This window comes from Sphingobacterium sp. JUb56, assembly GCF_014191365.1.
Lineage (GTDB): Bacteria > Bacteroidota > Bacteroidia > Sphingobacteriales > Sphingobacteriaceae > Sphingobacterium > Sphingobacterium anhuiense.
In genome coordinates this window covers 694,243-709,129 of the sequence record NZ_JACHWL010000001.1, presented here as the reverse complement: position 1 = coordinate 709,129, position 14,887 = coordinate 694,243, and the positions used below count along the sequence as shown (strand labels likewise).

Sequence of the window (14,887 nt, the reverse complement as noted above, 5' to 3'; positions counted from 1 at the left end):
ATCAATTCAGGCAATTTCTTGCCATCACATCAAAAATATATCATTCTGGAAATAAATTTACCAACAATACCTTGTTATGTCTGAAATATTGCTATTTTTGAAGAAAATTGAGGGAATCAGAATTTGTTTTGAGTATAACTCTATACAGATTCTTAACAGATACAAATAAAAAATAGATAACTAAGAGGCTATTTTTTGATATATATACATTTCATGGATAAAAGAAAGTTATTAAAAACTGAAGTTGCTATTAGTTTTGTAAAGGATACTTTTGCACAACAACTTAGAAATAATTTAGGATTGATTCCTATCTCATCACCTTTGGTTGTGCTTGATGGTACAGGTATAAATGATGATTTAAATGGCATCGAAAGACCAGTAGCCTTCCCTATCAAAGCGCTACAGGAACGTAAGGCTGTTGTTGTTCACTCACTAGCAAAATGGAAGCGCTTAAGATTAAAAGAGCTTGAACTTGAGGTTGGAGAGGGCATATTGACAGATATGCGTGCATTACGTCCTGATGAGGACTATACGCCGATTCACTCTATCTATGTAGATCAATGGGATTGGGAAAAAACAATCTCCGCAGAACAGAGAACATTTTCTTTTCTACAAGATACCGTTCTAAAAATATATGATGCTTTACGTTTCACTGAAAAGCAAGTAGAACGTCAATACCCAGATATTAAATCTGTTTTACCTGAAGAGATTACCTTTATTTCTTCAGAAGAATTGTTGCAAAAATATCCAACATTCACACCTAAAGAGCGTGAAAATGCCATTGCAAAAGAGCATGGCGCTGTATTTATCTATGGTATAGGTGGAATTTTATCGAATGGCGAAGCTCATGATGGACGTGCAGCAGATTACGATGACTGGAGTACTGAAAATGGAAGTGGAACAAATGGATTAAATGGTGATATCTTAGTTTGGAATCCTATTTTAAACACTGCATTTGAACTATCTTCTATGGGCGTACGTGTAGACAAAACTGCGTTAGAGCGACAGCTTAAAATTAGAAATAATGCTGAACGCGCAACATTATCATTCCACAAAATGTTGTTAAATGATGAGTTGCCAGAAGCCATCGGTGGTGGAATCGGACAATCACGTGTATGCATGTTTATGCTTAAAAAAGCACATATTGGTGAAGTTCAGGTCAGTATATGGGATGAACAGGAAAAACAATCATTACAAGATAAAGGAATTCATTTATTATAATTGAATCCATAAACATAAAAAAAGGTCTGCCGTAAGCAGACCTTTTTTTATGTAATACTTTGTGTACTTTTGCAAGATGCAAATAGACGCCATATTACAAAAACTCCATATCTCTTCGCTGAATGACATGCAGAATGAGGTCATGGATAAATTCAAAGAAAAAGAAAATCTCATCTTACTTTCACCAACCGGTTCAGGTAAAACATTAGCTTTTGCACTTGCTTTGATGAAAACATTAAACAAAGATGTAGCTGACGTCCAATCTTTGATCCTTGTACCCACCCGCGAATTGGCTTTGCAGATTGAATCCGTATTAAAAAGAGTTGCTACCGGTTTTAAAATCACCTGTTGCTATGGCGGTCATGATACCAAGACTGAAAGAAACAATTTAAAGAATCCTCCTGCTATCCTCATTGGTACACCAGGTCGTATTGTTTATCATCTTGAAGGAAACCACTTTGATCCGACACAAATCAAGACGCTGGTTTTGGATGAATTTGATAAATCATTGGAATTAGGTTTTCAGGATCAGATGTCTTTTATAATTGACTACTTAACTAACTTAGAAACACGTATCTTAACGTCGGCTACCGCAATGAAAGAAATACCTGATTTCACAGGCATTTCTGCTGCAACGGAGGTTAATTTTCTAAGTCATATACAAAGTGCACCAGCCTTAACGATAAAAAAGATTGTTGCTCCAATCCATAAAAAATTAGAAGCGCTATTTCAATTGCTATGCAAAATAGGTAATCAAAAAGTACTTATCTTTTGTAATCACCGCGATGCTGTTGACCACATCAGCGAATTGCTACAAAACCGTGATATCATACATGATGTATTCCACGGCGGACTGGAACAAAGTGATCGCGAACTTGCACTCTTGAAATTTAGAAACAATAGCAATCATATCTTAATCACGACCGACCTTGCTGCCCGAGGACTTGATATCCCTGAAATCGATGCCATTATCCATTATCAGTTACCTTACCGTGAAGATGATTTCACACATAGAAATGGTAGAACAGCACGTATGCAAGCAAAAGGAAAAGTATTTATCATCTTAAAACCTGACGAAGATTATCCATATGTGGCGGATAATATCGAAATCGAAGAAATCGATGGTGAATATAAGCTACCTGAAAACTCTGATTTCGCTACCCTATACTTTTCAGCAGGTAAAAAAGATAAAGTCAACAAAATTGATCTCGTTGGCTTCTTACTTAACCTCGAGGGAATAGAAAAAAGCGATGTCGGTATTATTGAAGTTAAAGACAGGGAATCTTTCGTTGCTGTCAAACGCTATTTAGTTAGCACCATACTTAAACATTCTAACCTCGGTAAGATTAAAGGCAAAAAGATTAGAATATTGAGAAGCTAGGCTATTCCTATCCTCTCCCAAAAACAGATAACTGTTATTAAAAAAGGCCAAATTAAATCATGATATTTAATCTGGCCTTTTTTTAATCCAGTCTTTATTCATTTTTCTTATCTTGTCCTATCGTAAAATTAATCTAATACCATGAACAAAGTATTTTTAGCTTTTTCAGTGCTTGCAACAACCTTTTCATTTCAAGTAAAGGCTCAGTCAATCCTCGAAACAGACTATGTTAAAAAGAATTATGATAAAAAGGAAATTTCAGTTCCGATGCGTGATGGGGTCAAATTATTTACCACCATTTACACACCAAAAGACAAAAGCCAGCAATATCCTGTTTTATTAAACCGCACCCCTTATACCGTAAGCCCTTATGGTGAAGATAAATACAAAGAAACGTTAGGGAATTTCCCGGCAATGACTTTAGAAGGTTACATCTTTGTTTACCAAGATGTACGGGGCAAATGGATGAGCGAAGGAACCTTTGAAGATATAAGACCGACAAACTTAAAAAAAGGAAAAAAAGATATTGATGAAAGTACAGATACCTATGACTTACTAGAATGGCTCAGCAAAAACCTAAAGAACTATAATGGTAAAGCAGGCATGTACGGCATTTCTTATCCAGGATTTTACTCCACAGTAAGTCTTACGAAAACACATCCATCATTAAAAGCAGTATCACCGCAAGCTCCGGTAACAAACTGGTACCTGGGCGATGACTTTCATCATAATGGCGTACTTTTCACAGGAGATGCATTTAAATTCATGTCCAGCTTCGGTATTCCTAGACCTAAACCCATTACGCCAGATCAGGCACCCAAGACTTTTCAATATCCTTCAAAAGATGTTTATCAGTTCTACATGAATGCCGGGACAGCGAAAGACCTGAAAGACAACTATTTTGCCGATTCTATCAAATTTTGGAATGATGTCTTTGACCACCCACATTATGATCAGTTTTGGAAAGATAGAGAGATATTACCGCACTTAACCGATGTTAAACCAGCCGTTATGGTAGTTGGAGGCTTTTTTGATGCCGAAGATGCCTACGGAACATTTGAAACTTACAAAGCGATCGAAAAACAAAACCCAAAGAATAATTCGATCCTCGTGGCTGGCCCCTGGTTTCACGGAGGCTGGGTACGTGGTGACGGTAGCTCTTTTGGTGATATTCAATTTGACCAGAAAACAAGTGTGACGTATCAGGAAAAATTTGAACTACCCTTTTTCAATTACTATCTGAAAGGGAAGGGTGATTTTAAGGGGGCAGAAGCGAATATCTTTGTAACAGGAAGCAACCAATGGAAATCATTTGATAAATGGCCTCCAAAAGATGTAGAGGACAAAAAACTCTACCTACAACCTCAAGGCAAACTAGAGTTTGAAAAAGTAGGACGTACAGATTCTTGGGATGAATATGTTAGTGATCCTAACAAACCTGTACCTTATCAAGGTGGTGTTATGGAGAGCAGGACACGTGAGTACATGATCGACGACCAGCGTTTCGCCTCATCTAGACCCGATGTTATGGTTTATCAAACAGAACCTTTAAACGAAGATATCACATTAGTTGGCCCCATTAAAAACTTCCTAAAAGTATCAACCTCTGGAACAGACGCAGATTATGTCGTAAAACTTATTGATGTCTACCCTGCAAACAGCCCATCCTCCAACAATAAAGTAATGGATGGCTACCAAATGCTGGTTCGCGGTGAAATTATGGCTGGAAAATATCGGAATGGATTTGAGAAGGCAGAACCTATGCAACCGGATTTTGTTACTGCGGTTAACTACAGCATGCCTGATGTAGCGCATACGTTCAAAAAAGGACACCGCATCATGATTCAGGTACAAAATACGTGGTTTCCAATTGCAGAACGTAATCCACAGCAGTTTTTTGAAGGTTATGAAGCCAAATCGAGTGACTACAGGAAAGCAACACATCGTATTTTTCATGATCACAACAATTCGTCATATATTGAATTTTCGATCTTAAAATAGAAAAAGCATGCTTTACCATTTCTTTCTTGCCCTACATTCGGCTAGCAGATGGATGATCGTCGTTTGTCTTATCGCATTATTAGTACGTGCCTATATGGGCTGGAAAAAAAAGTATCACATGAAACCGTATGATTATATACTACAGATAGTAACGTTAATCTTACTTTACATACAGTTTATAGTAGGATTAACACTCTATTTTGAAAGTCCGATCGTACATTATTTTATCAAAAATTTTAATGAAGCCATCAAACTGCGTCAGGTACGTTTTTTTGGAATGGAACACATCACCATGATGACTATTGGCATTTTAGTGTTTACCATTGGATATATAAAGGCCCGTAAACAACAAAGCAGTGTAGCTAAATTCAAAACGATATTTATCTACACTGCTTGGGCTATATGCATTATCTTCACCTCTATCCCGTGGGAATTTTCACCTTTAACGAGTAGACCTAGCTTCAGAATGTTTTAATAACAATTACTCTCCTTTCCAATTTGGAGGTCTTTTTTCCATACGCGCGGCCATTCCTTCTTTAAAATCATGGCTTGTTCTCAGTCTTTGCAACTGCTCAAGAAGAAAAGCATACTGATCAGCCTTTCTAAGCCCTTCTAATTGTTTCGCTGACTCAAAGCCCATCTTAACCGCTAATGGCGCAATAGACGTCAGCTTATTGATCAAATCTGGCAACATATCGGGTTTCTGATCCATCAGTTCAAAAACTAAACCCATATTTTTCATTTCTTGAGCTGAAATCACCTCTGGACGAATGCATAGATCCATTGCTTTGTTATGGGGCAAATGCTTCAGCAGACCCGCCAAAACCTGAAAAGGAAACAATCCTAACTGCACCTCTGGTAAAGAGAACTGAACTGTCGACTTCGCAATAACATAGGTGCATTCTAGAATCATTAAAAAACCTCCCGCAATCACATTTCCTTCGAGCACTGCGATCGAAGGTTTATTCAATTGTGATATGACTTCTCCCAAAGACAAATCAACATGTGGAACCGTCTTTGCCAGCTCGGAAACATCTGGATTTTCAAAAGCTTTCAAATCCATACCAGCACAAAATACAGGACCTTCCGCGTCGAGAATAAGCACCCTAACATCCGGATCTGAATCTGCCATTTGTATGGCATGATAGATCTCATCGATCATCAACGGTGTAAAAGCATTTCGTTTTTCAGGACGGGCCAAGGTCAAATAAAAAACATGATCGGCCTGTTTCACCTTAATAAACTTATAATTCAAATGACCACTCATAAACTTCTGACTTTATGCTATTAAATTAATAAATTCACCACCAAAGGTCAATATTTTATCCTGCCCTTTTCGCTCAAAATAATATATCAAATCTTCCGTTGGAATATTCCCTACCAACTCATCTTCGGCAAACGGACAGCCTCCGTATCCTAAAATAGCACCATCAAATTTTCGACATCCAGCAAGGTAAGCGGCATTGATTTTATCTAGACTACTTGACTTAGGAGAATGAAAATGTGCACCGATATTTAAGGTTGGAAACCGTTGTAATGCCTGTTCAAAAAGTTGTGTTATCTGTGGCAATGTTGCCTCAGAAGTTGTGTCTGCCAAAGAAAATTCCACCACCCCTAAGGCAGCAATCTTGGCCATCCAATCAAGCACGAGCTCATTACTCCAAAAATCACCAAATGGATTTCCAAAAGCCATGGATATATACACCACCATTTCTTTTTTGTGTTGATGTGCAATTTCCACAATACCTTTGAGACGTTCAAATGAATCAACGATAGAAGAATTTGTATTTCGTTGCTGAAAAACCTCAGAGATGGAAAAAGGATAGCCCAAATAAGTGAGATTATCCGATTTCACAGCACGTAGAGCACCTTGTTCATTAGCAATGATCCCCAGCAGCTTCGTTTTACCGGACGTATTCAGCTGACGAAGCACTTCTTCAGTATCCGCCAATTGCGGAACAGCTTTTGGAGAAACAAACGATCCACAGTCAAGCCAGTCAAACAATTCGCTTTCAAGCAACATGTTCAAATACTTAACTTTTTTTTCCGTTGGAATCACATGCGATATACCTTGAATGGCATCCCTGGGACATTCTACCAAAATTATATCTTCTTTTTTAGGCATCTTTTTGAATTTCCCGAGAAATAACCATCTTCTGTATACTGGACGTACCTTCCCCGATTGTACATAATTTTGCGTCTCTAAAGAACTTTTCAGCAGGATAATCTTTTGTAAAGCCATATCCTCCAAAAATCTGAACAGATTCATTAGAAACCGAAACTGCCGTTTCTGAAGCGTATAGCTTTGCCATTGCTCCTATTTTAGAAATGCGTTCACCACGATCTTTCATATATCCCGCTTGACGGGTCAGCAGCTCTGCTGCCTGAATTTCTGTAGCCATCTCTGCAAGCTTAAATCCAACCGCCTGAAATTCAAAAATCTTCTGATTGAACTGTTCTCTTTCGTTTGCATACTTTAACGCACATTCATAAGCACCACGAGCAATACCCAATGATAAAGCAGCGATAGAAATACGGCCACCATCCAATAGTTTCAATGCCTGAACAAAACCCTGCCCCTCTTCACCGACCATCTGATCCTGATGAATACGACAATTATCGAAAAACAAACATGCGGTCTCTGAAGCACGCATCCCTAATTTATTTTCCTTTTTACCTGCAGAAAAACCTTCCGTCCCCTTCTCGACAATAAAAGCAGTAACACCCTTTTTGTCACCTTTCTCACCGGTACGGGCAAGTACAACAGCTACGTCCGAGCTTATGGCATGTGTGATGAAGTTTTTAGAACCATTCAGCACAAAATAATCACCGTCGCGAACTGCAACAGTCGCTAATCCTCCAGCATCAGACCCCGAACCCGTTTCTGTTAAACCCCAAGCTCCCAGCCATTCTCCTGTTGCCAATTTTGGTAGATATTTCTGCTTCTGACTTTCATTTGCGAAACTCAATATATGATTTGTACACAATGAATTATGTGCCGCTACCGAAAGTCCTATGGAACCACAAACTTTGGAAATCTCGTCCAAAACGGTTATATACTCCTGGTATCCAAAGCCAGATCCACCATAAGCTTCCGGGACAATAATGCCCATAAAGCCATGCTCGCCGAGCTTCTTAAATAAAGGTGCAGGAAATGTTTGTGCTTCATCCCACTCCATGATGTAGGGACGAATATGAGTTTCAGCAAAGTCTCTAGCACTTTGGCGAATCATCATCATTTGTTGTTCATTTTCAATAAACATAAATGTAATCTTTAATTTATAATTGGAATTCTGTTATTTACAATAATAACAAAATTATAACATCTTTTTTTAGAGAAACTCAAAATATAATGTTAAATTTATCTCATATTATCAAATTCTGAATTTGACATGCTTAAAATCCAATTATAACATGAATGAACTAATTGTAGAGTTAGAACTAAAAAGAGCAGCACTTCGCTTGGGAGGTGGCGAAGATAAAATCAAAAAATTAAAAGCCAAAGGAAAGCTCACTGCATGGGAGCGTGTCGAATACCTCCTTGATGATCACAAAGCTTATGTTGAAATTGCCCAGTTTGCCGGAGACAATATGTACCCTGAAGAAGGCGGTTGTCCAAATGCAGGTGTTGTCTGTGTTTTAGGGTATGTTAAAGACGAATTATGCGTCATTGTCTCTAATGATGCAACTGTAAAGGCTGGTGCCTGGTTCCCCATTAGCTGCAAAAAAAATCTACGTGCGCAAGAAATTGCTATGGAGAACAAAATTCCCATCATATACCTTGTCGATTCTGCAGGTGTCTTTTTACCGATGCAGGATCAAATATTCCCTGATAAAGAGCATTTTGGACGCATTTTTAGAAATAATGCTAAAATGTCATCTATGGGTATACCTCAAATAGCCGCTATAATGGGCAGTTGTGTTGCGGGAGGTGCCTATTTACCGATCATGTCTGACTACGCATTTATCGTTGAAGGAACCGGCTCTGTATTTTTAGCTGGCCCCTATCTGGTCAAATCTGCTATCGGTGAGACTGTTGATGCCGAAACATTAGGAGGCGCAAGCACACATTCTGTTATTTCTGGCGTTACAGACAATAAATTTCCAGATGAAGCAAGCTGTCTTGATGCTATAAAAGGTGTTATGGATAAACTTGGTGCGCATCCAAAAGCAGGATTTAATCGTAAAGAAGCCAAGGCGCCTTTACGTCAAAGCTCCGAAATCGCAGAAATATTGCCTTTAGATCGCACAAAACCGTATTCCATGCACAAGCTTTTAGAAGCTTTAGTGGACGAAGGTACTTTTGAAGAATATAAACAGGATTATGGCAAAACGATTGTCTGTGGTCTTGCCCGTATTGACGGATGGGCAGTAGGAATCGTTGCGAACCAACGTGAAATTGTTAAAGCAAAGAAACCAGCTGGTGCTGTTGAAATGCAGATGGGTGGCGTAATATACAGTGATTCTGCAGATAAGGCCGCACGCTTTATTATGAACTGTAATCAACAATTAATTCCATTGGTATTTCTGCAAGATGTAACAGGTTTCATGGTCGGTAGTCGCTCCGAACAGGGCGGAATCATCAAAGATGGAGCTAAGATGGTCAATGCGATGGCAAATTCCGTTGTGCCCAAGTTTACCTTTATCATCGGCAACAGTTATGGCGCTGGCAATTATGCGATGTGCGGTAAGGCATACGATCCTAGACTCATATATGCTTGGCCTACGGCGCAGATGGCTGTTATGAGCGGTGCTGCTGCCGGCAATACCCTCTTACAGATTCAAGAATCTGCTTTAAAAGCGAAAGGCATAGATATATCTGAAGAAGAAAAGAACACACTGCTAGATGATATCAAGAAACGTTACTTGGAACAGCTAAGCCCTTACTATGCTGCTGCCCGCATTTGGGTCGATGGCGTAATCAGACCCGATGAGACAAGAACTGTTATTAGCCTTGGTATAGAAGCTGCAAATCATAACCCAATTACAGAACGTTACAATGTCGGTGTGATCCAAACTTGATCCCCTACATCACATTTTGCAAAAGTAAAATAGCATAAATAATGCCCCGATTTTTGACCGGGGCATTATTTATTTACATACAGTAATTATTTACATTAATAATAACTACTTACTATCCAACAACAATTTAACCCAAAAATCAAGAGATTTAGAATCTCTTAATACAGCGACGCTGACTGCCTTCTCTAACGGAGTTCCCATCATAATTTTTTTCACAGGAATCTCCAGTTTCTTACCACTAAGCGTGTAAGGAATGATTGGTACTGCTACAATAGTATCGGGTACATGACGTGGACTATAGCTTTTTCTTAGCTTTAATTTGATAGCCGTTTTCAGCTCATCGGTCAAAGAGACTCCATCCTCCATCTGCACATACAGGGGCATGGTAGACGTCCCGTCCGCATGATCAAGACAAATAATTAAACTATCGGCAACTTCCGGAAAAGTATTTAATATGTTATAAATTTCAGCAGTCCCGATACGTACCCCACCCCGATTCAAAGTAGCATCAGAACGACCGTAAACGATAATACCCTGATGTTCCGTAAATTTGATCCAGTCGCCATGACACCACACTCCTGGGTATTTTTCAAAATAGCTCTCCTGATACTTTTCATTATGAAGATCATTCCAAAAATATATGGGCATTGATGGCATAGGGAGCGTTATAACCAGTTCACCTACTTCATTTTTCACTGATTCTCCATTTTCATTATAGGCTTCAATCTTTGACCCTAAGGTTAAACATTGTATTTCACCGGCATAAACAGGTAATAAAGGATTTCCGGATAAAAATGCGCTACAGACATCTGTACCGCCACTCAGTGAAACAATCTGCGCTTGGGGAAATTGCTTTTGTAACCAGGAAAAGGTCTGCGGAGGCAATGGAGAGCCTGTTGAACCAATCGTTTTGGGTTGAAAACGAGGTTGCGTCAATTCAATATGCTGATTGGCGATATAATAGGCGGCGCCAGCCCCCACATGGTCAATCTCGTGCTGTCCAATAAAATTCCAAAAAGATAACTTTTCAGGATAGGCCAATGAACCCTCATAAATACAAAGGGTAGCCCCCAGTAATAAGGAAGAAAGCGCATAGTTCCACATCATCCACCCGGTGGTTGCATACCAGATAAATCGCTCCCCCTCTTGCACATTCTGGTGTAAAGCCAATGCTTTTAAATGCTCCAATAAAATACCACCACAGCTGTGCGTAATTGCCTTAGGCTTACCTGTCGTACCAGAAGAGTATAAAATCCAAATTGGATGGTCAAAAGGTACCGCTGTAAAACGCAACGGCACTCCTGTCTCTTGTGATACCGCATCTTTCCAGACCTGTTCATCCACAAAAACGACATCGTGTACCAGACTTTCCAGATTTGAAGATAGATCAATCATTGAAGCTTTAAGATCAAATAATTTGCCGTTATAGCTGTATGCAGCATCTGCGAACAAAAGCTTAGGTGTCACCTGAGAAAATCGTTCTACGATACTTGAAGCTCCAAAATCTGGCGAACAGCATGACCAGATAGCGCCAATACTGTTTGTCGCTAAAAAAAGAGCGATAGAAGCGGGACTGTTTCTCAACACACCCACAACACGATCTCCCTTCTCTATACCCTGCCCTATCAAGAACCGCTGCAATGAACTAACCATTCCTTCCAGTTCGTCCCAAGAAATGCTCTGAAGGGGCTTATTCTCTTCCTGGAACAAAAGAGCCGGCCGTTCTGCAGTAGATTTTCGGAAAATATGTTCCGCATAATTTAAAGTGGCACCTTCAAACCATTTAGAACCAATAAATCCTTGTGGAGAAGCTTGAAAAATTTCTTGGTGAGGAGTATGAAAAATTACGTCAAAAAACGCGGCGATATCTTCCCAGAATTCCTCCAGATTTGAAACTGACCAGTCCCAAAGTATAGGATAAGAATCCATCTTAAATTGTCGTTTCTGTTCTACAAATTGCTTAAACTGGTATAAAGAAGATTCCTGTTGATAAGCAACAGAAGGCTTCCAAAGTAAATTACTCATTATTCTGATTCATTTGGTTTGAATCAAATCTAACGAAAATAATGTAAAATAAATCAGCTCAAGAAATTGATTTGTAAACAACAGATGTATTGCTATAATCAGGTCTTAAATCTAATAAAAATGCTAATCAGGGTTGTAGCCATTACGAGAAACATCAATAAATCTAAAAGATTCAAACATAGACATCAGCTTTTATACCCCCGTTAAATCGTGAAGAGAACTCCTTGAAAGTCCGTACAAGTCCATGAAAGTCCGTGAAAGTCCACACTCTACTCGACAACGGCTCTGCATTGATAGGTATTTACTAGGATACACCTCCGCCTTTCGTTCGACTCCTGTTCGACTGTACTTCGACTCCTTTTCGATAAAAAGACAAACAAATGCCAAATAATCATCGAACGAATCCCGAACCAGTTCCCTAGCATCCCCGAACCAACACGAATCAATATCCGAACCATTACCAACGGATATCAAAAGAAAATGGCCTAAGCGTATTTAATATTAACATGAACCCCTAAATAATGGCTAATGTTTGTACTAAAGCACATCGATAATCGTATCTGTTTCAATTGGATGTCCCGTACAAAGTAAAATACGTCCATTTTCAACTTCACGATCTGTCAGTACCTCATTATACGACATACGCACTTTTCCTTGGGAGCAATTTGATATACATGTACTGCACATACCCGACTTGCAGGAATATGGAAGCTTAATCTTGTTTTCCAAACCCACATCTAAAATAGATTTATTATAAGGAATATCTAAATGATAGCTTTGGCCTTGAAAGTTTAATTTGATGGAGTAAGTCGTCTTATCCACCTCTTTTTCTGTTTCATCATCATCGTCTTCTTCATTTTCAGGAAGCAAAAAGGTCTCCCGTTTGATTTGAGATTCATCAAACCCCATCCCCAACAAAGTGAAACGACACAAGTCCATATAGATCACTGGACCACAGGTGTAAAACAGAACGTCCTGATGTGCAGTTGGCAAATGATTTTTCAAAATGGAAAGGATATAATCTCTATTCAATCGTGCTGTCATCAGATTTTTACTATTTGAATAAATCCAAATGATCTGAAGACGATCCGGATATTTTTTTGCCCATTGCTGTAGTTCTTCTTTAAAAGGAGTTACCTCTGGAGAGCTATTGCTATAAGCCAGCACTATCTTTGATTTACTTTCACGAACCAACGCAGTCTTCAAGATGGAGAATAAAGGAGTGATACCAATACCTGCGGCGAATAAAAATACGGTACGTGCGCTATCTTCAATAGGTTCATAAATAAACAGACCTTGTGGATCTAATGCATCCACAATATCTCCCTCCTGAATTTTATGATGTAAAAAACGGGAAATCTCACCGTTTTCAACCCGCTTAACCGTAATACTTAAGGGTTCATCGACATCTGGTGAACTACTAAAAGAATACGATCTCCTCAACTCCCGATTAGCAAATTCAAAAGATAAAGTCAAAAATTGACCAGCTTTATAAGTTGGAAACTCCCCTGATACTGGTTCGAAATTAATGGTTACATTGTGATTTTCACGCGGAATGATGTTCGTAATTCTGAGCTTGTGCATAACCAAAGATAGTATTCACATCGAGTTTTATCAAATCATTAATTGCAATAGGCTATAGATAGCTGTAATAGACAATTCTTCAAAAAAGTGGAACATTATGCTTCCCAACTATCAAGCATATCATCTACAGCACCCCTTCCTTGATAAAAAGCTTCTTCAAAAATAGAAACTCCACTTAAATCAGAATGAGCAAAGAAAATCTTGTTAGCAATTGGTAGAGTCAGCTGTTTTCTATATTCAGAAGACAAATAACCCGGAATTGGGGAAACCATGCCATGGCCATGCCTAAAAATCTCTATAGAAATGATTTCATCTTCAATACCAAAATGCGCTATTGAAAGATCCTTAATAATAAACTCCTTCCATTGCTCATCAGTTTGATTATACAGTTTACGCCTTTGTTCATTTAAATCCGTACCATCCAAACTATGATAATAAGAAATCACAAATGGACTTGTGAATTGGCCTAAACTCTGGTGCTGTGCATATACATACCCTAATCCCTTTGCTCCAAAAATAATGTTTTCCCAGGCAAGATTGGCGCCATCAGCAAAAGGAAATTTATGCAACACCACTGTTGCAACAATCCAGGGAGCATACTGTAGCAGTTGAAAATTTTTGCCTCTTTGCGGCAATAGGTACTTGTTGACATATTGCGGACAGCAATTAATCACTTTTTCAGCTATTATTTTTTTTGACACCTTTCTCTGCGCATCGAACAACAACACTTCAACATTACTTTCATTTACCGTTATTTTGTAAACCATATGTTGTTTCAGAATTTGATTTTCGAAGCTTTCAGCCAATAACTTGGCTAATCGACCATTTCCTTCTTGCCACGTAAGTACAGCATCTTCATCTTTTTTAAAATCGTGCTTTCGAGCGGCAAAATAGTGAATCACCGCAAATGCAGCGGTATATTTTATTCCAGTACCATAGTCATCCCTACAGCAATAATTAAGATACTCATGAAGATAGCTCGAAGTATAACCTTCTTTTCGTAACCACTCTTCCATCGTTATTTGATCAAGGCCTAAATCAAATTTTTCGGGTGAAGAATAGCACATTGGAATATTAAAAATATAATGGCCATTTTGATCTTTCAAGGCTTTAAACTCTTCCATCTTATGCAGAAACCTTGTAAACTCCTGTTGATCAGCATCACTACTTCCATATTGCGGTACAATACCTTCCTGCCAATAATTTTTGATAAATAAACGTTCCTGTGGAGCAAAGGACAATTGCTCTTCGTCAAAAATTGGATTGCCATTGTCATCTCGGCCAATTACAACTCCTACATCAAATAAAAAATCAATCAACTCAACATTAGAAGCATTTGGAAGTGGTAAATAATGAGCTCCAAGTGGATATTTGGAATACTTATTTTCTCCACTCTTTGCATTCCCTCCCGTCTCAGCCTCTAATTCTACAAGAAAAAAATCTTTCCCTCCACGCTTATTTAATGTATATCCGGCTGTAAGCCCTGCAATCCCACCCCCTATAATTAAAACTGGAATCTCCAGTGTCTCACTAATATTTGGAAAATCAGGAAACCGTAGTTTATGTCCTAAAATATGGTTTGTCCCCGTTAATTTTAGAAATATGGTATTCATTCTCCTTTTACAAGAAGATAAAAGATAGCTTCCTAACGTC

Annotated in this window: 11 protein-coding genes; 5 read left to right on the top strand and 6 right to left on the bottom strand. The window is 38.7% G+C overall.

The annotated features are described in order from the left end of the window. Window positions 1–213 precede the first annotated feature (213 nt). The 4 genes from asnA to FHR29_RS02660 all read left to right on the top strand — a co-directional run bounded on the left by asnA (window position 214) and on the right by FHR29_RS02660 (window position 5,078). Window positions 214–1,221, top strand: coding sequence for an aspartate--ammonia ligase (gene asnA / locus FHR29_RS02675; RefSeq protein WP_168126955.1), 1,008 nt, complete (start codon window positions 214–216; stop codon window positions 1,219–1,221). A gap of 76 nt (window positions 1,222–1,297) precedes the next feature. After that, on the top strand, window positions 1,298–2,602 hold the full coding sequence (locus tag FHR29_RS02670; RefSeq protein WP_183912130.1) for a DEAD/DEAH box helicase: 1,305 nt from the start codon (window positions 1,298–1,300) through the stop codon (window positions 2,600–2,602). A gap of 141 nt (window positions 2,603–2,743) precedes the next feature. After that, window positions 2,744–4,603 carry a CocE/NonD family hydrolase gene (locus FHR29_RS02665; RefSeq protein ID WP_183912128.1) on the top strand — a complete coding sequence of 620 codons (1,860 nt, stop codon included), beginning with the start codon at window positions 2,744–2,746 and terminating at the stop codon, window positions 4,601–4,603. 7 nt (window positions 4,604–4,610) lie between these two features. Then, the gene (locus tag FHR29_RS02660) at window positions 4,611–5,078 is read left to right on the top strand and encodes a hypothetical protein (RefSeq protein WP_183912126.1); all 468 of its coding nucleotides are present in this window, start codon (window positions 4,611–4,613) and stop codon (window positions 5,076–5,078) included. Between the two features lie 6 nt (window positions 5,079–5,084). On the opposite strand, the gene FHR29_RS02655 is transcribed toward FHR29_RS02660, so the two are convergent. Genes FHR29_RS02655 through FHR29_RS02645 form a run of 3 tightly spaced genes read right to left on the bottom strand, consistent with a single transcriptional unit; the run spans window position 5,085 to window position 7,866 of the window. Next, complete coding sequence (locus FHR29_RS02655; protein WP_183912124.1) at window positions 5,085–5,870, bottom strand: enoyl-CoA hydratase/isomerase family protein; 786 nt, start codon at window positions 5,868–5,870, stop codon at window positions 5,085–5,087. A gap of 12 nt (window positions 5,871–5,882) precedes the next feature. Further along, window positions 5,883–6,728: a hydroxymethylglutaryl-CoA lyase gene (locus FHR29_RS02650; RefSeq protein WP_183912123.1), complete on the bottom strand. Its 846-nt coding sequence runs from the start codon at window positions 6,726–6,728 to the stop codon at window positions 5,883–5,885. After that, window positions 6,721–7,866: an acyl-CoA dehydrogenase family protein gene (locus FHR29_RS02645; protein WP_021189893.1), complete on the bottom strand. Its 1,146-nt coding sequence runs from the start codon at window positions 7,864–7,866 to the stop codon at window positions 6,721–6,723. Before FHR29_RS02645 ends, FHR29_RS02650 begins: the two co-directional genes overlap by 8 nt. Before the next feature lie 151 nt (window positions 7,867–8,017). Between FHR29_RS02645 and FHR29_RS02640 the strand changes: the two genes are divergently transcribed. Further along, window positions 8,018–9,625, top strand: coding sequence for an acyl-CoA carboxylase subunit beta (locus FHR29_RS02640; RefSeq protein ID WP_168126962.1), 1,608 nt, complete (start codon window positions 8,018–8,020; stop codon window positions 9,623–9,625). Between the two features lie 105 nt (window positions 9,626–9,730). Here FHR29_RS02640 and FHR29_RS02635 read toward each other — a convergent pair whose 3' ends face one another. The 3 genes from FHR29_RS02635 to FHR29_RS02625 form a co-directional block, all read right to left on the bottom strand. Further along, window positions 9,731–11,650, bottom strand: coding sequence for an acetoacetate--CoA ligase (locus FHR29_RS02635; RefSeq protein WP_183912121.1), 1,920 nt, complete (start codon window positions 11,648–11,650; stop codon window positions 9,731–9,733). A gap of 537 nt (window positions 11,651–12,187) precedes the next feature. Then, window positions 12,188–13,234, bottom strand: a complete 1,047-nt coding sequence (locus FHR29_RS02630) for a ferredoxin--NADP reductase (RefSeq protein WP_168126964.1) — start codon at window positions 13,232–13,234, stop codon at window positions 12,188–12,190. A gap of 95 nt (window positions 13,235–13,329) precedes the next feature. Then, window positions 13,330–14,847, bottom strand: a complete 1,518-nt coding sequence (locus FHR29_RS02625; protein WP_165905979.1) for an NAD(P)/FAD-dependent oxidoreductase — start codon at window positions 14,845–14,847, stop codon at window positions 13,330–13,332. Between the last annotated feature and the right edge of the window lie 40 nt (window positions 14,848–14,887).